Annotated in this window: 19 protein-coding genes; 7 read left to right on the top strand and 12 right to left on the bottom strand. The window is 36.9% G+C overall.

What is annotated here, in order from left to right; genetic code table 11:
* The first annotated feature begins 76 nt into the window (after positions 1–76).
* Entirely contained in the window at positions 77–1,336 is a 1,260-nt protein-coding gene (locus tag SFA27_RS14875) for a TCR/Tet family MFS transporter (RefSeq protein WP_047376776.1), read from the top strand.
* A gap of 97 nt (positions 1,337–1,433) precedes the next feature.
* Positions 1,434–2,234, top strand: coding sequence for an arylamine N-acetyltransferase family protein (locus SFA27_RS14870; RefSeq protein WP_407293119.1), 801 nt, complete (start codon positions 1,434–1,436; stop codon positions 2,232–2,234).
* 85 nt (positions 2,235–2,319) lie between these two features.
* Here SFA27_RS14870 and SFA27_RS14865 read toward each other — a convergent pair whose 3' ends face one another.
* The gene (locus SFA27_RS14865; RefSeq protein ID WP_407293117.1) at positions 2,320–3,270 is read right to left on the bottom strand and encodes a hypothetical protein; all 951 of its coding nucleotides are present in this window, start codon (positions 3,268–3,270) and stop codon (positions 2,320–2,322) included.
* 453 nt (positions 3,271–3,723) lie between these two features.
* Between SFA27_RS14865 and SFA27_RS14860 the strand changes: the two genes are divergently transcribed.
* The 4 genes from SFA27_RS14860 (at position 3,724) to SFA27_RS14845 (ending at position 5,990) form a co-directional block, all read left to right on the top strand.
* Positions 3,724–4,065 carry a twin-arginine translocase TatA/TatE family subunit gene (locus SFA27_RS14860; RefSeq protein WP_047376773.1) on the top strand — a complete coding sequence of 114 codons (342 nt, stop codon included), beginning with the start codon at positions 3,724–3,726 and terminating at the stop codon, positions 4,063–4,065.
* A gap of 2 nt (positions 4,066–4,067) precedes the next feature.
* On the top strand, positions 4,068–4,634 hold the full coding sequence (locus SFA27_RS14855; RefSeq protein WP_047376772.1) for a phosphatase PAP2 family protein: 567 nt from the start codon (positions 4,068–4,070) through the stop codon (positions 4,632–4,634).
* Positions 4,631–5,443, top strand: coding sequence for a tetratricopeptide repeat protein (locus SFA27_RS14850; RefSeq protein WP_407293113.1), 813 nt, complete (start codon positions 4,631–4,633; stop codon positions 5,441–5,443). Before SFA27_RS14855 ends, SFA27_RS14850 begins: the two co-directional genes overlap by 4 nt.
* 94 nt (positions 5,444–5,537) lie before the next feature.
* Positions 5,538–5,990, top strand: coding sequence for a tRNA (cytidine(34)-2'-O)-methyltransferase (locus SFA27_RS14845; RefSeq protein ID WP_407293111.1), 453 nt, complete (start codon positions 5,538–5,540; stop codon positions 5,988–5,990).
* A gap of 160 nt (positions 5,991–6,150) precedes the next feature.
* Here SFA27_RS14845 and SFA27_RS14840 read toward each other — a convergent pair whose 3' ends face one another.
* Complete coding sequence (locus SFA27_RS14840; RefSeq protein ID WP_407293109.1) at positions 6,151–6,624, bottom strand: 23S rRNA (pseudouridine(1915)-N(3))-methyltransferase RlmH; 474 nt, start codon at positions 6,622–6,624, stop codon at positions 6,151–6,153.
* Between the two features lie 426 nt (positions 6,625–7,050).
* Here SFA27_RS14840 and SFA27_RS14835 point away from each other — a divergent pair, with 426 nt between their 5' ends.
* Positions 7,051–8,064, top strand: coding sequence for a YihY/virulence factor BrkB family protein (locus SFA27_RS14835; RefSeq protein ID WP_407293107.1), 1,014 nt, complete (start codon positions 7,051–7,053; stop codon positions 8,062–8,064).
* Here the strand turns inward: SFA27_RS14835 and nhaA are convergent.
* From nhaA to SFA27_RS14785, 10 genes are all read right to left on the bottom strand, one after another.
* On the bottom strand, positions 8,061–9,239 hold the full coding sequence (nhaA, locus tag SFA27_RS14830) for a Na+/H+ antiporter NhaA (RefSeq protein WP_407293105.1): 1,179 nt from the start codon (positions 9,237–9,239) through the stop codon (positions 8,061–8,063). The two genes, SFA27_RS14835 and nhaA, sit on opposite strands and share 4 nt — an antisense overlap.
* 2 nt (positions 9,240–9,241) lie before the next feature.
* Positions 9,242–11,452, bottom strand: a complete 2,211-nt coding sequence (locus SFA27_RS14825) for a bifunctional (p)ppGpp synthetase/guanosine-3',5'-bis(diphosphate) 3'-pyrophosphohydrolase (protein ID WP_047376766.1) — start codon at positions 11,450–11,452, stop codon at positions 9,242–9,244.
* A 109-nt stretch (positions 11,453–11,561) separates the two neighbouring features.
* Complete coding sequence (locus SFA27_RS14820; RefSeq protein ID WP_047376765.1) at positions 11,562–11,927, bottom strand: hypothetical protein; 366 nt, start codon at positions 11,925–11,927, stop codon at positions 11,562–11,564.
* Positions 11,928–12,414: 487 nt separating this feature from the next.
* The gene (gene acs / locus SFA27_RS14815; protein ID WP_407293102.1) at positions 12,415–14,322 is read right to left on the bottom strand and encodes an acetate--CoA ligase; all 1,908 of its coding nucleotides are present in this window, start codon (positions 14,320–14,322) and stop codon (positions 12,415–12,417) included.
* Between the two features lie 56 nt (positions 14,323–14,378).
* On the bottom strand, positions 14,379–16,265 hold the full coding sequence (locus SFA27_RS14810; protein ID WP_407293099.1) for an AMP-binding protein: 1,887 nt from the start codon (positions 16,263–16,265) through the stop codon (positions 14,379–14,381).
* A gap of 74 nt (positions 16,266–16,339) precedes the next feature.
* Complete coding sequence (locus SFA27_RS14805; RefSeq protein WP_047376762.1) at positions 16,340–16,699, bottom strand: response regulator; 360 nt, start codon at positions 16,697–16,699, stop codon at positions 16,340–16,342.
* Positions 16,700–16,708: 9 nt separating this feature from the next.
* On the bottom strand, positions 16,709–19,411 hold the full coding sequence (locus tag SFA27_RS14800) for an ATP-binding protein (protein ID WP_047376761.1): 2,703 nt from the start codon (positions 19,409–19,411) through the stop codon (positions 16,709–16,711).
* Positions 19,404–19,598, bottom strand: coding sequence for a hypothetical protein (locus SFA27_RS14795; RefSeq protein ID WP_047376760.1), 195 nt, complete (start codon positions 19,596–19,598; stop codon positions 19,404–19,406). The genes SFA27_RS14800 and SFA27_RS14795 overlap by 8 nt, the downstream gene beginning before the upstream one ends.
* 2 nt (positions 19,599–19,600) lie before the next feature.
* Entirely contained in the window at positions 19,601–20,059 is a 459-nt protein-coding gene (locus tag SFA27_RS14790; RefSeq protein ID WP_052184674.1) for a GNAT family N-acetyltransferase, read from the bottom strand.
* Between the two features lie 75 nt (positions 20,060–20,134).
* Positions 20,135–20,362, bottom strand: coding sequence for a DUF6814 family protein (locus tag SFA27_RS14785; RefSeq protein ID WP_407293095.1), 228 nt, complete (start codon positions 20,360–20,362; stop codon positions 20,135–20,137).
* Between the last annotated feature and the right edge of the window lie 42 nt (positions 20,363–20,404).

The raw sequence follows: 20,404 nt of genomic DNA, 5'->3' as shown, positions 1-20,404 counted from the left end.
TATTTCATATTATACTTATTGAATACACTACAATTTAGAATCATTATTTTCCAGATTTGATTAATTTTGCACCATCATGGAAAATTCAAAGAAAAAAGCGGCTATAGGCTTCATATTTATTACTTTACTGATAGATATTACGGGATGGGGAATCATCATTCCCGTTGTTCCCAAATTAATTGAGGAACTCATTCACGCAGATATTAGTGAGGCTGCAAAATATGGTGGCTGGCTTGGATTTGCCTATGCATTTACACAATTTATATTTTCTCCGCTTGTTGGAAACCTGAGTGATAAATATGGGCGCAGACCTATAATCCTGATCTCTCTTTTCGGATTTGCTGTGGATTATATTTTTCTTGCACTGGCTCCTACAATCTGGTGGCTGTTTCTGGGAAGAATTATTGCCGGGATAACGGGCGCAAGTGTCACCACTGCCAGTGCCTATATTGCAGATATTTCCACTGATGAAGACAGAGCCAAGAATTTTGGACTGATAGGAGCTGCTTTTGGGCTCGGATTTATTATAGGTCCGGTCCTGGGTGGGGTACTTGGCCATTATGGTGCCAGAGTTCCTTTCTATGCAGCTGCGGGCTTATGTCTGCTTAACTTCCTGTATGGATATTTCATTCTTCCTGAAAGTTTGGATAAAGATAAAAGAAGAGCGTTTGACTGGAAACGTGCTAACCCTATAGGTTCATTTAAATTTTTAGGTAAACACCCTGAAATTTCCGGACTTATCCTTTCCTTAATATTGATTTATATTGCAGGACATGCTGTACAGAGTAACTGGAGCTTCTTTACGATGTATAAGTTCAACTGGACAGAAAGAATGGTGGGGATTTCATTAGGGGTAGTAGGATTACTGGTTGGTCTTGTACAAGGTGGGCTTATCAGATGGACTACCCCAAGGCTTGGTGAGCAGAAAAGTATTTATTATGGGTTGGCTTTCTATGCAGTAGGAATGTTGCTGTTTGCTTTTGCCTCTGAAGGATGGATGATGTTCGTGTTTTTGGTTCCCTATTGTTTAGGTGGAATCTGCGGCCCGGCTTTACAGTCTGTCATCACGAAAAGTGTGCCTTCCAATGAGCAGGGTGAACTTCAGGGAGCATTAACGAGTTTAATGAGTGCAACATCTATTATTGGACCTCCAATGATGACGAATTTATTTTACTTTTTCACACATGATGAAGCGCCATTTAAGTTTTCCGGTGCACCTTTCTTTTTAGCATTTATTTTAATGGCTGTCAGTGTAGTGATTACCTATTCTGCTTTTCAGAAAAAAAATAAAAATTTAGCTGATGTAACTTCAGAAAAAGATTTTCGGAAACAATAGATTTGTTCTATTCCGAACATATATGCCGTTCCGGGTTCAATCTATTCAATAATTTTACAGTAGTAGTTTTTCTGCTTTTTAAAACAAAAAACAAATTATGAATACATTTAACCTGGAAAAGTATTTCGAACGAATTCATTTCTCCGGAACTCCGGAAATGAGCATGGAGGTATTGAAAACAATACATCGGCTTCATCCCAAACACATTCCTTTTGAGAATATCGACCCTTATACAGGAACAGTACCTTCTCTGGATCTGGATGATGTTTTTAAAAAACTGGTTACAGAATTGAGAGGCGGGTATTGCTATGAACAGAATTTACTTTTAAGGGAAGTACTTTCCAGATTGGGATTTCATGTTGAATTACAATTGGGGAGGGTAGTGTGGAAAAGAGAAGAAAACAGCAGTGCTGCTAAAAGTCACTTGATGCTGATTGCCGATGTAGAAGGACAAAAATATCTGGTAGATTGCGGTTTTGGAACGACTACACTTACCGCACCTTTATTGTTGAATAACCAAGAACCGCAGCAGACACCCAACGGACTCTTTAAGATTTCACAAAAAGAAGGAGTATATTTTCTTTGGATCTGGAAAGAAAAATGGCTGCCAATTTATCGTTTTACATTAGAGGTGGTAGAACATGTAGACCTTGAAATTTCCAACTGGTATTTGTCTACATATCCAGAATCCAATTTTAAGAAAAATCTGGTGCTTTCTAAAGTAGATGAAGAAGCCCGGTATACTTTCAGTCAAAATACACTGAATATAAGATATGAAAATGGCGGAAAAGAATCTGTTTTGATTACTAATAATGAAGAGTTGTTTGACATGCTGAAGAATACTTTCGGACTGAAAGAAAATGCAGTAGAAATATTGAAATCAAAACCTGGAAACTGATACCTTCAAATACAGTCTTGCTATAAAATACAAACGGGAAGCTCAGCAGGCTCCCCGTTTTTTTGAAATCTGATTTTTATGAAAATTATGGATAAAGGGATTTTGTCCCATTACTTACAATATTACTGCCCAATCCTGAGAATGACACCGAGAAATTGCTGCTGTTAAAACTTAAAGAACCTGTAGGAGTACAAAGTCCCAGCGCATAACGACATTGTCCGTAAGCTCCTGTTCTCTTGGTAATCTTACTCTCACTTTTCGCTTTTCCTAAACTGATATATCCCCAATCGCTTACATCTGCATTGGAAACTGTAGAACCGGAATAATAAATTGTAATCTGATATCCGGCTTCACCTCTCTTGGAACCCCATAGCCAGCTTGCTGTCCACCATTGTTTATACCAGCTAGAAACTACTTTTGCTGCCTGATTGTTGTTGGAAGCTTCCGTATTTCCACGCGGATCCATCATAATAAGACCTCCGAAAATATTGTCCCAGATAATCCCTGAATCTTTGTAGAAACACAATGTAGTAAATTTTCCGTTTTTGCTGTTCCATGTTACTTCCATAACGTTTGTACCGGACTTTACTTCTTCAGTGGCAGCCTCTTTCAATCCCTGCTGGGCTGTGGTGAGATCATCTCCGCTGTATAAATCTCCAATTTTTCCAATCTTTACTGAAGACGGATCCATGATATTCCCTGTTGCAATAAACTGGTCTTTATCAGTGATCAGGCTTTTGGAAAGGTCAATGCCTTTTTGGGTTGAAATTTTTCCCAATACTTTCACTTCCGCAATCTGCAGGTCATTGTTCAGATAGGTTTCAAGGTTTTTTCCTGATTCATTCAGTTGAAGCTGTACTGATTCAGGAACAATTTGAGAGGAAAGAGGAGTGATCTCTTTTTTCAGATCAGCAGCGGTTATTTTTGCCTGAACTGTTTCCTGCTGATTCATTTCGTTGTTTTCATTCTGGCAGCTGTTGAATGCCAATACCGATAATACGGCGAAAACTTTAAAAGTAGTCAATAGTTTTTTCATAAAATATTTATTTGGTTGTGCATTATAAATATACTGAATTGTTATGTAATTCTCATTGTTTTGAATTAATTATTTGTTAATTGATAATTTTTAGGGATTACATGATAGGTAGCAGATAGAAGGTATCAGGGATTAGGGATTAGGGATTAGGGATTAGGGATTAGGGATTAGGGATTAGGGATTAGGGAAAATACCCTGTAAAATATTGGTGAAGGTTTATTGAGGTTAATAGTGAATTTGCTTCGCAAGTGAATGGTGAATATTGGTGGAGAGACAAGATTAAAGATAATGACAGCCGAAATGAAACTAGCAACCAACAACAAAAAGAAACCAACAACCAGAAACAAAAGCAACCTTGAACTCAAAAACTCTGAAATTTTACAAAATCTTAAAATTTGTTTAAATTTTTAGTTTGCCATCCATAAATGAAATAATCTTTCGTAATTTTACGCCATGGAATTAAGCATTGGAGAAATGGCACTCATTGCCATTGCAATCGTTGTATTATTCGGACCGGATAAACTGCCTCAGATTGCGCGTGACTTAGGTGCAGGCGTTAGAAAAATGCGTGGAGCAGTAGAAGATATCAAAACTGAAATCATGAAGGAGACAGATAATCCTGTTTCTGAAATAAAGCGTGAGATTGAAAAGGTAAAAGATGCTGCCAAAGATTTCAACCCGATGAAGGATATTGAAAAAGATATTCTTACAGAACCTGGTACTCTTGCTTCTAATGAACCTCCAAAGCCGAAGCCGGCTGATGATGAGACTTATGAAGGACCTGTAAGCAGATAATCATGGAGGAGATCATTCAGGAAGATAAAAAGGTATTCCTTTACCTTAATAATTTGGGCGACTCATCTTTCGACCAGTTTTGGATGCTGATTTCCAGTACCTGGATCTGGGTACCTCTTTATATTATTTTTCTTTATTTTTTATACAAAAATTATCAACTAAGAACTTTAGTTTTTATTCTTATATTTATTGGGCTTGGAGCTGTAGTTTCTGATCAGCTTGCCAATATTTTCAAATATGGGGTAGCGAGGTTAAGACCATGCCATGACCCTACTTTGGAACATCATATGAGAATTGTGAAATGTGGCGGACAGTTTGGGTTTTATTCTGCTCATGCTTCCAATACCTTCTTTTTGGCAACTTATTTAGGTATTTTACTGAAAAAGAAGATTAAATGGTTTCCTTATGCTATATTTGCATGGGCTCTGGTTGTTTCTTACAGCCGAATCTATTTAGGAGTGCATTTCCCAATTGATATTTTGGTGGGGGCGTTTGTTGGAACTTTATTGGGAGTGATATTTGGTGCACTCGCCAAAAAAGTGATCAATAAACAAACTATAACCTCATGAAAAAAACTTTATTATTAGTAACTTCCCTTTGTTTTTCTCTTAATTTCTATGCTCAGGATAAAAAACTGGCAGAAGACTGTTTTAATAAAGCTGATTATAAGTGTGCCGAAGAGCAATACTTAAAACTGGCAGAAAAAGAACAGATTCAAAAATTTCAGTCGGAATATTATGATTATCTCGGAACAGCTCAAAGAAGGCTGGGGAAGACCATTCAGGCTTTTAAATCCTACGATTCTGCCTTAAAAGCAAATCCTATGTCAGTTTCTGTGTATGTGAACCTGTCATCGCTTTACAGCCAGAAAGGGAATAAAGCAAAAGCATTGGAATATGTAGAAAAAGGATTGAAAGTGAATCCAGAAACGCCGGATTTATATCTTACCCGTTCCAAAATCTATGACAGCCAGGGAAAAAAGGAACTTGCTATCAAAGATCTTAATCAGATTCTGACTTTTGCACCGGATAATATTTTTGCCAAAACAGGATTAGCCAATCTGAAAAAGAATAATGGTGATCTGGACGGAGCTTTAAAAGATTACAATACACTTATTTCTGAAAAACCAGAATCATTGCTTTACAACGGCCGTGCTGATGTGTATTTTAAAATGAAGAAATATAAAGAAGCCCTTACCGATGCCAATAAAGCCATTTCCATAGATCCTAAATTTGCACACTCTTACGTGAGCAAAGCCATGATTCTGCTGGATACTTCCAAACTTAAAGAAGCCTGCACAAATCTGGATAAAGCGGTTGCTTTGGGCTATGAAAAAGCATTACTGACAGATTCCTATGCTAAATGCGGCAAAAAATAAACTGAAATTCAGAACCCTGATTATTTAAATAAATCCCAATTAAAATACTAAACCAGATTTAACTGTTTTAAAAAACGAATAAAGAAAAAGAGAGATGTTGAATATTGTTCTTGTAGAACCCGAAATACCGAATAACACAGGAAATATCGGAAGATTATGTGTAGGAACCGAAAGCAGATTACACCTGGTTCACCCATTTGGATTTGTAATTAATGATAAAAACCTGAAGCGTTCCGGACTGGATTACTGGGTACATCTCGATGTTTCTGAATATGCAAATGTTGAAGAATGGATTCAACAGATCCCTGATAGGTCCCGTGTTTTTTTGATGAGTTCACATGCTGAAAAATCATATCTGGAAACCGATTTTCAGGATGGGGATTGGTTGGTGTTCGGAAAAGAGAGTGTAGGCCTGAGCAAAGAGATTCTGGACCGTTTTGAAAATCATCTTACAATTCCTATGTCAAAACTGATCAGGAGCTTTAATATTGCCAATTCCGTTGCTTTTGTAGTGGGTGAGGCAAAAAGGCAGATCGGACTGAAATAGAGATAAGTTAGCTCAAAAGTCAAATTATTTGGCTTTTTTCATTCTGAATACAGACTGAAAGTCTGCGAACGTAGTTCAGAAATGTAGCGAAGAATCTCAGAAATTGTATTGGTGAGATTCTTCCTTCGTCAGAATGACATTCATGACAGCCTCTTTTCTTTTAATCGTTATGATAAGGTTTACCCTGTAAAATCTGATCAGCACGGTAAAGCTGTTCTACAATAAACAGACGGATCATCTGGTGGGTAAAGGTCATTTTGGATAAAGACATTTTTTCATTTGCCCTGCTGTAAATCTCTTCAGAAAAGCCATAAGCGCCTCCAATCAGGATATGTACTTTTTTTACAGAAGAATTCATCCAGGTATCAATTTTCTGCGAAAATTCACGGCTGGTAAACTGTTTTCCTTTTTCATCAAGAATCACTACCAGATCGTTTTTGTCGATATGATTTAAAAACAATTTGGCCTCTTCCTTTTTAAGAAGATCAGGAGATAGATTTTTAGCATTTTTAACATCCGGGATTTCAGTGATTTCAAAATTCCAGTGTTTAGGTAAACGGGTGAGATAATAATTAATTAAAGACGTAATTTCTTTATCGTCTGTTTTACCGATACAAAGTAAACTGATTCGCATTGTAAGAAGTTTCAGAGAGCAAAGATAGGGCTTCGGGGAGTAAAGTTCAAAGTTTTGGGTTGAATGTTGTTTTTGTTTTTGTTTCTGGTTGTTGGTTTCTTTTTGTTGCTAGTTTCTTTTTGTTGATGGTTCTATTTCAGTTGTCATTATCTTGGTTCAAGGTTCAAGCTTTTTGGTTTAAGGTTGTTTTTGTTTGCTAGTTTCATTTCGGCTGTCATTATCTTTAATCTTATCTCTCCACCAATATTCACCATTCACTTGCGAAGCAAAATTCACTATTTAATAGACATGTATTACTATTTCACAGAATATTTTCCCTAATCCCTAATCCCTAATCCCTGCTACCTAATTCCTATCACCTATCACCTTCTATCTTTTCCCTATTTAATTTAATTCCCCTACATTTGTATAAAGACAAACAGATCGATGAGTGTAAAGGTTCCCAGATTTATTTTAAAGATTCAAGAGTTTTTTGACAGCATCCATATTCCTGTTTTGGGAATATCGCTTTGGCAGATGTTTCAGATCTATATTTCGGGGATTTTCAAAGGGAAAATAGGAAGAAAAGCGGCCGCTATTTCTTGGAGTTTTACCATAAGTTTGTTTCCGTTTATCCTTTTTTTGCTTTCCGTTTTGCCTTATATGCCGCATTATGATAAACTGCAGTTCTATATTTTTGATGTACTGATGCATAATGTTTTTCCTTCAAATATGGAAGGAGATGTAAGGGGATATATAGAAAGCAATATTATCCCCAATATGAGAGGGATCAGTAACCTGACCATTGTTCTGGCCCTTATTTTTGCCACGAATGGTACATTTTCCCTGATCAATGGTTTTAATGAAAATACAGATGAAAAACTGAGTGATGTAAAGGAATTTATTCTTTCATTCTTTATCACAATAGGCTTTATCACCATTGTTTTTTTAGCTCTTTTCGGGGTATATTATGTGGAGGTTGTAATGAAGCTTTTTACACCGGCTTATGATATTTCCTGGTTGGTGGATAACCTTTCCAGTATTATTGGATTCGTCTCTTTTCCTCTTTTTTACTTTATCCTTCTGACTTTATTTTACTGGTTGGGAACCGTGAAAATTACACGATTCCGTCAGGCGGTTCCGGGGGCTATTTTAACCACGATACTCTTCGTCGTTACTACTTATATCTTTGCTATTTATGTAAAGGATATTGCCCGGTATAATGTTCTTTACGGATCCATCGGAAGTATGATTCTGCTGATGGTTTGGGTGAATGTAAATGTATATCTGCTTTTATTCGGAAATGAACTGAATATGGCCATCAGAAAGCTCAGAATTGAAAAACTGCTGTCTGATGAAATTCAGAGAGAAACCATACACTATCATACCCAGATTACGGAACCTGACTTCGATGGTGATGAAGAGCATAAGAGAAAACTAGATACCCGAAAGAAAGATTAATTCTCTTCCAGTTCAGGATTTTCTTTTGAACTTATACTTAATATGGTAAATCCTGCAATAGCAGCTATAAAGGAAGCAATCAAAATAGCAAATTTTGCTTCATCCTGAATAGGAATTTCTCCTTTAAAGGAAAGCAGTGCAATAAAAATGGACATGGTAAATCCAATTCCGGCCAGCAGACCTACGCCAATCATTTGAAGCCAGTTACTGTTTTGAGGCAGAGAACTAAGTTTTAATTTGATAGCAATCAGTGAAAACAGATTGATACCAATCAGCTTACCTATTACCAAACCGCAAATAATTCCCAATCCTAATGTACTTGTAACGCCGGCAACCATTTCACTGGAAAAAGTAATATTGGTATTCGTTAAAGCAAATATAGGCATGATCAGAAAGCTTACCGGAATGTGAAGCTGATGCTCCAGCTTTTCCAATGGCGATATTTCTACATTGGAAGCGTTGGTAGGTATTGAAAATGCAAGTAACACACCTGCTATGGTAGCATGAATTCCGGAGTGATGAAGGAAATACCATAAAAACAGTCCCGGAATAATATAAAAGATAGTTTTGGTGACTTTTAAAAAATTTAAAATAAACAGCAGGGCAGTTACTCCAAAAGACAATAGGAGATAGCTCCAGTGAATTTGGTCAGTATAGAAAATTGCAATCACAAGAATAGCTCCAAGATCATCTACAATAGCCAATGCCGCTAAAAATATTTTAATAGAATTGGGAATCTTTTTCCCCAGCATCGAAATAATCGCCAGTGAAAAAGCAATATCTGTAGCCATAGGAATTCCCCAGCCATTGCTATATTCTGTTCCGGTATTGAAAATACTGTAAATCGCTGCCGGAACAAGCATTCCGCCTACAGCAGCAAAAATGGGAAGCGAAGCATTTTTAAAGGATGAAAGTTCACCTTCTACAAGTTCCCGTTTTATTTCAAGGCCTACCAGAAGGAAGAATACTGCCATCAATCCGTCATTGATCCAGATGCTGACAGGGTATTCCAGTCCAAAAAGATGGGTGCCCACTTCCTTGTCTAAAAAATGCTGGAAGTTTTCTGCAGCTGATGAATTGGCAATAAGCAATGAAACCAATACACAGAAAATAAGAATAATTCCTGAAGACTGGCTGTTTTTGAAAAATTTTTTAAAATATAGAGATAAATTCATGTTTATGATTGTAGTCGTCTCACTCTTGAAACACCATTAATATTTTTAAGTTTTTTGAAGGTTTCTTCCAGTTGTCCTTTATTTTTAACTTCGAGAATGATATTTCCTGTGAAAACCCCATTATTGGATTCAATAGAGAGACTTTTCATGTCCATTCCCATACTTCCGCTGATGACTGTAGTGATATCATTAATCATACCCATTCTGTCAAGTCCTTCAATTTCAATTTTCACTCTGTTTTTAAAGCTTTCAGCATTTACCCATTTGGCAGGAATGACGCGGTAGTCATATTGTGCTCTTAGATTGATGGCATTTGGGCAGGTATCACTGTGAACTTTAATTCCGTCTGAAATGGTGATGAATCCGAAAATTTTGTCTCCTGGAATCACCGTACAGCATTTTGCATAAGTATAGTTCAGCTTCTCTTCGTCCTTTCCAAAGACAATCATGTCAAGGTTTTCCTCTTTCGGCTCCTCGAAATGCTGATTTTTATTAGGTGATTTTCTGAATCTTGATAGTAAATTGTTAAATACGTTTTTGCTTTCAATGTATTTTCTCAAGCTACTGACATCGAGTTCGTTGCTTTGAAATTTAAGAAAAAGCTCTTGAGACGATTTTAAATTAAAGAATTTCTGAAGTTTATTAATCTCTTCATCATTGAAATTGATTTTTGCATGACGCAGTTTTCTTTGCAGAATTTCTTTTCCTTCCTCTACTAGTTGATTTTTCTGAGAGTTCAGATAACTTTTGATTTTGGATTTGGCTTTTGAAGTTACTACAAATTCCAGCCAGTCAGATTTTGGTTTCTGATTCTGTGAAGAAAGAATATCCACCTGATCCCCATTTTGAAGAATATAGGAAATAGGAACCAGTTTCCCATTGATTTTAGCTCCCAAACATTTCATCCCTAAGTCGGAATGGACTGAGAAGGCAAAATCCAGGGCAGTAGCATTGGTTGGGAGAATTTTAATTTCTCCTTTCGGGGTAAATACAAATACCTCTTTGGAGTATAAATTAAGCTTAATATTATCCAAGAGCTCTGAAGTAGAAAGGTTCTGCTGCTGTTCCAGTACTTCACGGATTTCGGTTACCCATTTTTCAAAGTTTCTGTCATCAGAACTCTGTTTGTAGCCTTCTTTGTATTTGTAATGGGCAGCAACACCTTTTTCAGCGATTTCATCCATGCGCTCAGAACGGATCTGAACCTCAATCCATTTTCTATCCGGACCTAAAACCGTTAAGTGTAAGCTTTCGTATCCTGTAGAACGGGGCTGTGTTATCCAGTCACGCATTCTTGACGGGTTACTGTGGTATACATCTGTAACGATAGAATAGATTTTCCATGCAAGAAATTTTTCATTTTTTGCATCCGATTTATAGATAATCCTGATAGCATAGTTATCAAAAACTTCTTCAAAGGAAACTCCCTGCTTCAGCATTTTTCTGTAAATAGAGGAAATAGCTTTTGCGCGGCCTTTAATTTTAAAGTTTAAGCCTTCTTCGCCAAGTCTTGCCGATACTTCTTTGGTAAACTCGTTAATATATCGCTCACGGTTTTCCTTGGCAAGTTCCAATTTTTCCGTGATCTCATTATATACTTCAGGACTATTATATTTTAAGGAAAGATCCTCCAGCTCAGATTTAATGTTGTATAATCCAAGACGGTGGGCCATCGGAGCATAGATATAAACCGTTTCTGATGCGATTTTTTTCTGTTTGTCCGGAGCCATACTTTCCAGAGTCCTCATATTATGAAGGCGGTCGGCAATTTTGATCAGAATAACTCTGAAATCCTCGGATAAAGTCAATAGCAGTTTCCTGTAATTTTCAGACTGTACAGAGATATTCTGGTGGTTCATGATGGAAATCTTAGTCAGTCCATTCACGATACTGGCGATCTTTTCTCCAAAGATTTTTTTCAGATCTTCGTAAGTATAATCGGAATCTTCAATTACGTCATGCAAAAGGGCACATGCAATAGAAGTAGCTCCCAAACCAATCTCTGTCGCTACAATTTTAGCAACAGCAATAGGGTGGTAGATGTAAGGCTCTCCGGATTTTCTCCTTTGATCCTTGTGGGCATCCAATGCAATGTCGAATGCCTTTCGGATGAGCTTATTATTCTCCTCATCCAACGTTCTGTATGTGTTAGAAATCAGGTCCTTATATCTTGCAAGGATCTCTTTATTCTCTTGTTCTAAATCGTAACTCATTTGTGCACATGCCTATAAGAAGACGAAAATACGAAATTTTTTAGTTTTTTCAAACATAAAAGATCCGCAGAATACACTGCGGATCTCCGGCTATTAGATTTTATATCGATTAGAATTTCACTTCAGAGTTCATGCCGTCACTTGACGTTTTAATCTTAATTTCGGGACTGCTGTGGATTTCAGCTCTGTTTCTTGCATCAATATACCTTTTGATGGTGTCATAATTGGTTTCATTGATGTTCATGTTTTCAAATAAATATGATTTCAATGCTGCATTCTGAACAAATGCATTTCGTGCAAGATCTATCTGGTTAAGATCATTTACGGTAACGCTTGCCAAATATTGGGAATTACCGGAACCATCATTAAGGTATACAATGTAATCTGAAGTTCCGAATCCTGAATTTTCCAGATCACTTTCCAGTTTTTTGTAGTCGCTGTGATGACCAAATACTCCAGCTAATATATGTGACATAGTTAATTGGTTTTAAAGTTCTCATTAAAGTTAGTAATAATTTTCTGATTATCATTGTGTTTAAGGCAATATAATTTGTTAATTAATATTTCATTTTCAATAGAGTGAAGCAATATTTAAGAATAATTATTGAACAGGTGTTTAATTTTAACAATTGAATAATACTAGGTTTGATGGAATCACAACAGTGATATTGTATATGTAATCATAAATTTTCGATATTTTTTTTTGAATTTCCTTATTCTATTTTTTGCTACTTCCTACTATCACTTTAATATCATCAGGATTATATGGATCATCATGGTTATTAGGGGAAGAAGATCTTTCTCTAAAGTGGGAATGTTTTATTATTTTCAAAATGCATTTCATATCATGTGAATTCGCATAGTTGGGATCAATCCAGCTTAGCGAAGAAGAACTATTATACCACAAGAAAGCCCCGGAAAATAACTTCCGGGGCTTTCATTGGTTAAAAAATTAGATAAATTTAAATTCTTTCGTTTTTGATCTCCTCTACAATTTCAGGGTTTAAAAGCGTACTAATGTCTCCGAAATTACTGAAGTCACCCTCTGCAATTTTTCTCAGAATTCTACGCATAATCTTTCCTGAACGTGTTTTTGGAAGCCCGGAAACAAACTGTATCTTGTCCAGTTTCGCAATCGGGCCTATCTGATCTGAAATCAACTGGTTGATCTCTTTCTTCAGGTTTTCCTTATCACGTCCTTCTCCTGATTCTTTAAGCATTACATAACCATACAGGGCATTTCCTTTAATATCGTGCGGATAACCTACAATAGCGGATTCTGCAACGGCAGGGTGCTGGTTGATACTGTCTTCAATAGGTGCAGTTCCCAGATTGTGTCCTGAAACAATGATCACATCATCTACACGGCCGGTAATTCTGTAATAACCTACTTCGTCTCTTAATGCACCGTCTCCAGTAAAATATTTTCCAGGGAAAGCTGTGAAATAAGTCTCCTTATATCTTTGGTGGTCACCCCATATGGTTCTGGCGATTCCCGGCCATGGAAACCGGATGCAAAGATTTCCGGTCACTTGATTCCCTGTAATTTCATTTCGTTTATCATCCATCAAAACAGGTTGTACGCCTGGCAGTGGGAGAGTGGCATAAGTAGGTTTCGTTGGGGTTACAAAAGGAAGCGGTGAAATCATAATTCCTCCTGTTTCTGTCTGCCACCAGGTATCTACGATTGGGCATTTTTTCTTTCCTACATGGTCGTTGAACCAATGCCATGCTTCATCGTTGATAGGTTCACCTACAGAACCAATGACTTTCAAAGAGCTAAGGTCATGTTTATCTACCCATTCCGCGCTTTCTTTCGCTAAAGAACGGATGGCAGTAGGAGCTGTATAAAACTGAGTGATTTTATGTTTTTCAATCACTTCCCAGAAACGATCCGGTTCAGGATAGGTAGGTACTCCTTCAAAAATTACGGTGGTGGCTCCATTCAATAGTGGTCCGTAAAGGATATAAGAGTGTCCTGTGATCCAGCCTATATCTGCCGTACACCAATAAATATCATTCTCCTTATAATTAAATACATTTTTGAAGGTGTAAGCGGTATACACCATATAACCCGCACAGGTATGAAGCATTCCTTTGGGTTTTCCTGTAGATCCGGAAGTATATAAAATGAAAAGCGGATCTTCAGAATCCATAATTACCGTAACGAAATCAGGGGATGCTTTTTCATATAAATCAGCCATCCAGTAATCTCTTCCTTCTTTCATTGTAATTTTGTTGTGGGTTCTCTTTACAACAAGAACATTCTCAACAGTCGGCGTTTTTTCCAGTGCATCATCCACAATGGTTTTAAGATCCAGAACTTTATTTCCTCTATAGCTTCCATCCGACGTGATCACCATTTTGGCTTCACAATCATTTACCCTCGAAGCTACTGCGGAAGCCGAGAATCCTGCAAAAATCACAGAATGCACTGCTCCCAGTTTTGCACAGGCAAGCATTGTAATAGCCAATTCAGGAATCATGGGAAGGTAAATACAGACCCTATCTCCCTTTTCAATACCCATATCACGTAAAACATTAGCTGTTTTATTAACGCGTGTATAGAGTTCGTTGTAAGAAATATGCTGTGCTTCCTCCTTCGGATCGTTGGGTTCCCAAATAATAGCTGTTTTTTCTCCTCTTATGGTAAGATGTCTGTCTATACAGTTTTTGGTAATATTGAGTTTTGCGTTTTTGAACCAGGTGATCTTCGCTTCATTCATATCGTACTTAACAACCTTGCTCCATCTTTGGTACCACACGAAGTTTTGATCTGCTACCTTATCCCAGAATTTTTTAGGATTTTTGATAGACTTTTTATAATCTTCAAAATACTGTGGTAAATCTTCTATTAAGTAATTTCTCATATCCCTTTCGTTTTTTGAAATTTGAATTTATTTTAAATTTATGTTTAATTTCTGGCTTAAGCCTTGTATTCCTTGATTTTTTCCTGAATTTCATCAATGATTTTTTCGTCGTCAATCGTTGAAGGAACCTGGAAATCTTTTCCGTCGAGTAAAGTTCTGATCAGTTTTCTTAAAATCTTTCCGGATCGTGTTTTAGGTAATCGTTTGACAACCATAGCATTTTTCAGAAAAGCTACAGCTCCTATTTTGTTGCGGACCATCTGGATAATATCTTTTTCAATGTCTTCTTCAGAAATAACAGAACCGTTTTTCAAAACAACAGCAGCAAAAGGCACCTGTCCTTTTAAATCATCATCAATACCTACCACAGCGCATTCTGCGACATCCGGATGTGAAGAAACAATTTCCTCCATTTCAGAAGTGGAAAGTCTGTGCCCCGCAACGTTGATTACATCATCCACCCTTCCCGTGATAAAAATATAACCGTCTTCATCTTGTATCGCACCGTCTCCTGAAAAATAGTAACCTTTGTATTGAGAGAGGTAACTGTTTTCAAAACGTTCATAATCTTTCCATATTCCAAGCATGGCGCCGGGTGGGAGAGGAAGTTTGATTACAAGATAGCCTTCGTGATGAGGATCGAGTTCCAGTCCGTTTTCATCAAAAATTTTAATATCATATCCCGGAACAGGTTTTCCTGCGGAGGCTCTTTTAATTTGATAGTTTTCATTATGAGTCAGTAATCCAAGCATAGGCCATCCGGATTCTGTCTGCCACCAATGGTCTATGGCCGGAACTCCAATATGTTCTGCAAACCAGTCCAGAGTAGCAACATCGCATCTTTCACCAGCCAGAAATTGCTTTTTGAAATGGGTTAAATCATATTTTTTCACCAGTTCTCCGTTCGGGTCTTCTTTTTTAATTGCCCTGATAGCGGTAGGTGCAGTAAACATGACCGAAACTTTATATTCTGAAATGATTCTCCAAAATGTTCCTGCATCAGGAGTCATGATAGGCTTTCCTTCAAAAATAATAGTTGTATTTCTGTTGATTAATGGTCCATACACGGAAAAACTATGTCCAACTGCCCATCCGAAGTCTGAAGCTGCCCAATACGTTTCTCCCGGTTCTACACCATAAACATAAGTCATTGAGAATTGTAAGGCGGTGGCGTAACCTCCGGTATCACGAACAATGCCTTTGGGTTTTCCGGTAGTTCCAGATGTGTAAAGAAGATAAAGCGGGTGAGTAGATTCTACAGAAACACAATCTGCCGGAGCTGATTTTTCTGCCAATTCTTCATAATCAATCAGTCCTTCGAACATTTCATCCTTATTATCGACCAGCTTTCTGTTGTACACGATGATATTGTCTACTTTATCTTGTGCCAGTTCAATCGCTTTTTCTACCAACGGCAGGTAGGGAATTCTTTTGGCAATTTCCACACCGGCTGTAGCAGTGATTAAAACTTTAGGTTTACAGTCATCAATTCTCACAACAAGTTCATGTGGAGCAAAGCCTCCAAAGACCACATTATGAATAACTCCGATTCTCGCACATGCAAGCATAGCAAAAAGAGTCTGAGGAATCATTGGCATATAGATAACCGCTGTGTCTCCTTTTTTTAAACCTAAAGAAGCCAGTCCTCCAGCGAATTTTGAAATTTCCTCTTTCGCCTGGTTGAAAGTATAGGTCTTCTTCTGATTGGTGACAGGTGAATCATAGACAATAGCGACCTGATCTCCGAAACCATCTTCGACGTGTTTATCAATACATAAGTAACACATATTGAGCTTTCCATCGGAAAACCATTGTGGGTAATTATTTTCGTCGTTAGAAAGAATCTGAGTAGGAAAATCAAACCACTTTATTTGTCCGGCCTGTTCTTTCCAGAAATTTTCTTTGTTTTCTATACTTTGTTTAAATAAAATATCGGTATCCATATCAATAATCTTGTGTTTGATTTTTTTTGCGAGCCAAAGGCGGAGCAATCTCTTAATGATCTTAATTCTACATGTTAAAACATTTCCTCAATCTGCTGCATCAGTTTTTTAATCGAATAGGGCTTAGTTACGTAAGCATCAGCGCCCATTTCCAGTCCTCTTTCAATATCTTTTGGATTGTTTTTGGCACTTAGAAAAATCACTTTGGTGTCTTTCAGTTTTTCATCCTGTTTAATGAGGTCTAAGGTACTGTACCCATCAAGATTAGGCATCATAATATCAAGAAGGATCACGTCCGGAACCATTGTTTTAAGAAATTCAAGGACTTCTGTTCCGTCACGGGCAATATAGACATCGTATCCGTTTTTCTTAAAGCTGTATTCTAACGACATTAATATTTTGTGTTCGTCATCCGCAATGATTATCTTTCTCATAAGAAGGTTTTAATGGTGTTCAACTTCATCTGTAATCTCTTTTTTAGTTTTTTCGGGAATGCTTATGGTGAAAGTTACGCCCAGTCCGCTATTTTCTGCTTTTATACTTCCTCCGTGTGCCTGTACAATTTTTTTGGAAATGGCCAGTCCCAGTCCGCTTCCTGTAGGCTTTAAAATATTTTGGTTTTTCGACTGATAAAACTTGTCAAAAATCATTTCCAGATCCTCTTCCGGAATGTGTTTTCCGGTATTGAATATGGTGATGGTGAGCTGATTGTCTTTTTCAAATAATTTGGTCTGGATTGTTCCCTGTTCTTCTGTGAATTTTAAAGCATTTCCCCAGATATTCTGAAACAGCTGAATCATTCTCGCTTCATCATATTCAAATATAAAATGATTCAGGAGATTAACTTCACTTAAATGAATATTTTTCTGCTGTATCAGGTGTAGAAGTGGATTTAGTGCTTTTTTATAAGTTTCAATAATATTATTTTCCTGAATATGTAATGAGATTTCACCATGCTGTAATTTGTCCAGATAAAGAATATCGTTGATGATTTCACTCAATCTGTCAGATTCTGTAACGATGTTGTTTAAAAATTCCTGTTTGATGTCAAAAGGAATATCGTCATCATCGGCTAAAATTTCTCCGGCAGAGCGAATGGCGGTGATGGGAGTTCTCAATTCGTGAGCGACAGAGTCCAGAAAGTCGTCTTTTTGACGGTCTTTGACAATCAGACTTTCGTTGGCGGTTCGTAGATCATCCGAAAGTTTCTGCAGTTCCTCAGATTGCTCGGTAAGTTTTTTATTTAAACTGATGTTTTCTTTTGATTCTTCAAGGATGTTTAAAACCTCTTTTAAAGATATTTTATCTTCTTTGGTTACCCCTTCGATCAATATTTTTGCTGAAGCCGTACCAATTCTTCCTGCTAAAAGATTTTCTGAGAATTTGATAAATCTTGAGTCAGCTGTTTCCGTTTTGGAATCTATGTTATATTTTAAATTAAAAATTCGGAGTGCCTGCTCTGTTTTATTTTTGCCTAAAAAACGTTCAAGAATATTCTGTATGTCTGAAATATAGGCTGTTCCACGCCAGATAAAAGCATTTTCATGATTTTGAATATACTTGTCTATATCTACATAAAGTTCTGCAAAGTTTCTTTCACGGTAGTTTCCTTTAGAGCTTACGGAAATAATGGTAAACAGGCTTATATTTACGAGCATCGACCAGAAAAAGATTTGCGGAATTCTTCCCAGATAAGGAATGGTGAAAAAGCCGAAAGCGTCATACATATCCCTGATTACCCCTTTGAACTCCTGATTGTACGAAAAATAATACTGCGGAATAATCAGCCCGAAATAACAGATCACTAATCCGGCTAAAAGTCCTGTAACAACACCTTTGTAACTTCCTCTTCTCCAGAATAAGGCTCCGAAAAATGCAGGAGCAAGTTGTGCAATAACAACAAATGAAATCAATCCTACAGAATCCAGTGAGGTTTTCAGAATGAAATACTTATAGAAGGCAAAGGCCATAATAATCAGTGCAAAAATGCTGAATTTTCTGATATTGGTAATACTTCTTGTATTTTTTTCTTCACTTTCAGATTTTAATTTTCCAAGCAATCCATATGGAATGATGAGGTTGTTGGAAAGCATAATGGAGAGAGTGATGGCAGAGATAATGATCATGGAAATGCATGAACTCAATCCACCAAGAAAAACAAGCACGGTGATCAAAGTATTATCAAAATGCTGTGGGATCAGAATAGAGTAGAACTCAGGATTTACTTTCTGTCCGTCAAAAATCAGCCTTCCTCCCCAGGCAATCGGGAAAATAAAAACAGTAAAAATCAAAAGATAAAGCGGGAAAAACCAGATGGCTGTTCTGATGTGCTTCTCCTGTCTGTTCTCAACAATTGCGGTGTGGAACTGTCTGGGTAAAATGCAGATTGCCGTAGCGGAAATCATACATAAAATCATCCAATTCAGAGCACCTTCAATCCCGTTGAATGTGTTTTTTTCTTTAAAATCTTCAAATTTACTGGCTTTCTCATAAATATCTGAGAATCCATCGAAGGCATAATAAATCACGAAAAGTCCGAGAATAATAATAAAGAACAGTTTTAAAAAGCTCTCCAATGCAATAGCAGAGATAATTCCCAGACGTTTTTCTGAAGCATCCACATATCTTGTTCCATAATATGAAGAAAATAAAGCAATTAAAACCACCACAAAAGTTGCATTATCAGTCAGAATATCTTTGGACATAGGTGTTTCTGTCACCAAGTGGAAGGTTTCCGAAATGGCTTTGATTTGCAGTCCAATATATGGTACGATTGCCAGAAGACAGACTATGGTAATGATAGCACTCAGACTTCTGCTGTTACCATATCTCAAAGAAATAAAATCAGCAAGACTGCTTATTTTATTAACCCTTGAAATCCTTACAATCCGGGTATTGATATAGATCCATGCCGGAATAATCATAATAGGGCCAATGTAAATCGGCAGGTAGTTTAATCCGCTTGTAGCTGCCACACCAATACTTCCATAATACGTCCAGGCGGTACAATATACTGCAAGAGACAAAGCGTAGATGTAAGGATTGTTGATCCATATCTTACTCCTTTTCTTCTCTGCCAGATAAGCAACTAAGAAAAGAAGAGCGAGGTAAAACAGAACGACAAAAAACAACGCAAAACTACTCATCATGCCTTTTTACAATTACAAAAGAAATCACAATGGAAATCATCCAGACTGTAAACAGGTAGATAAGCATCATAGGATAACCTAAAACTTCCTTTTCACTGTTGAAAAGTAATGAAATAGGAATGCTGAAAGCAATCATAAGTCCTACGCTCAGTATGATAAGTTTTTGCTCATGTCTCTTTTTCATAATTATCTTAGTTCTTTACTGAAGCATACTGCTTCTTCACGTCCGGTGTAAATTCCATAATTTTCAATAACCTTATATCCCTTTTTCAGATAAAACTTCACTGCATTATCATTTTTTTTACGGGTTTCCAGGTAAATGTATTTGTAGTCAAATTGTTTTGCTGCTATTTCTAATGCTGAGAGAATCTTTCCGCCTAGTCCCATGTTTTTTTCCAGAGAAAACATGCGTTTAACTTCACATATCTCCGGTGAGAGAGGGCGAAAACCTCCGCAGGCAATAGCTTTTTCATCACTTACAGCAATTAAAAACAAAGCTTTCTCCTGAGTAAAGTCGTCAAGGTTTGCGCTTTTGCTTCCACTCTCACCAGAGACTGTAATAAGAGAAGTATTTAATCTATGGATTAGATCAATAACCCTTTTATCTTCGGAGGGGATGGGAATTGCTTTAATTGTGATGTCCATTTTTTTATTTTCTAATAATTGATAACAGATAATTGATGAATGTGAAATTCATCAATTATCTGTTTTATATTGCTTTTAAATTTTATCGTCAGAATATTCTCCTTTTAAGGCATAGTAACCGAAAATGGCTATTCCGCCCGAGATAATCGGCATCAATACAAAGAGAATGATGATGCCAAAAACAAGGTCTTCCTGTTTTCCGGATGTTATTTTCGGGATTCCCAATACTGTAATTCCGAAATAACCTACAATTACTGCAATTGCAATCCAGACAATGCCTAATATTTTTTTTAGTCCGTTCATTTTAGTAGTTTTAAAATTAATAAAAATTTGAGTGATTCAGTA

Origin of the sequence: Chryseobacterium sp. HR92 (assembly GCF_045689405.1) — a bacterium.
GTDB classification, from domain to species: Bacteria; Bacteroidota; Bacteroidia; order Flavobacteriales; family Weeksellaceae; genus Chryseobacterium; species Chryseobacterium viscerum_A.
Note: the sequence above shows the minus strand (reverse complement) of the source record. Positions and strands in the feature narration are given on the sequence as shown.

Coding starts and splice junctions, on each gene's coding strand:
- SFA27_RS14850 (WP_407293113.1), top strand. CDS start 4,631: ATGAAAAAAACTTTATTATTAGTAACTTCCCTTTGTTTTTCTCTTAAT.
- SFA27_RS14865 (WP_407293117.1), bottom strand. CDS start 3,270: ATGAAAAAACTATTGACTACTTTTAAAGTTTTCGCCGTATTATCGGTA.
- SFA27_RS14860 (WP_047376773.1), top strand. CDS start 3,724: ATGGAATTAAGCATTGGAGAAATGGCACTCATTGCCATTGCAATCGTT.
- SFA27_RS14795 (WP_047376760.1), bottom strand. CDS start 19,598: ATGAAAAAGAGACATGAGCAAAAACTTATCATACTGAGCGTAGGACTT.
- SFA27_RS14785 (WP_407293095.1), bottom strand. CDS start 20,362: ATGAACGGACTAAAAAAAATATTAGGCATTGTCTGGATTGCAATTGCA.
- SFA27_RS14845 (WP_407293111.1), top strand. CDS start 5,538: ATGTTGAATATTGTTCTTGTAGAACCCGAAATACCGAATAACACAGGA.
- acs (WP_407293102.1), bottom strand. CDS start 14,322: ATGAGAAATTACTTAATAGAAGATTTACCACAGTATTTTGAAGATTAT.
- SFA27_RS14840 (WP_407293109.1), bottom strand. CDS start 6,624: ATGCGAATCAGTTTACTTTGTATCGGTAAAACAGACGATAAAGAAATT.
- SFA27_RS14825 (WP_047376766.1), bottom strand. CDS start 11,452: ATGAGTTACGATTTAGAACAAGAGAATAAAGAGATCCTTGCAAGATAT.
- SFA27_RS14800 (WP_047376761.1), bottom strand. CDS start 19,411: ATGAGTAGTTTTGCGTTGTTTTTTGTCGTTCTGTTTTACCTCGCTCTT.
- SFA27_RS14855 (WP_047376772.1), top strand. CDS start 4,068: ATGGAGGAGATCATTCAGGAAGATAAAAAGGTATTCCTTTACCTTAAT.
- SFA27_RS14810 (WP_407293099.1), bottom strand. CDS start 16,265: ATGGATACCGATATTTTATTTAAACAAAGTATAGAAAACAAAGAAAAT.
- SFA27_RS14870 (WP_407293119.1), top strand. CDS start 1,434: ATGAATACATTTAACCTGGAAAAGTATTTCGAACGAATTCATTTCTCC.
- SFA27_RS14820 (WP_047376765.1), bottom strand. CDS start 11,927: ATGTCACATATATTAGCTGGAGTATTTGGTCATCACAGCGACTACAAA.
- nhaA (WP_407293105.1), bottom strand. CDS start 9,239: ATGAATTTATCTCTATATTTTAAAAAATTTTTCAAAAACAGCCAGTCT.
- SFA27_RS14805 (WP_047376762.1), bottom strand. CDS start 16,699: ATGAGAAAGATAATCATTGCGGATGACGAACACAAAATATTAATGTCG.
- SFA27_RS14875 (WP_047376776.1), top strand. CDS start 77: ATGGAAAATTCAAAGAAAAAAGCGGCTATAGGCTTCATATTTATTACT.
- SFA27_RS14790 (WP_052184674.1), bottom strand. CDS start 20,059: ATGGACATCACAATTAAAGCAATTCCCATCCCCTCCGAAGATAAAAGG.
- SFA27_RS14835 (WP_407293107.1), top strand. CDS start 7,051: ATGAGTGTAAAGGTTCCCAGATTTATTTTAAAGATTCAAGAGTTTTTT.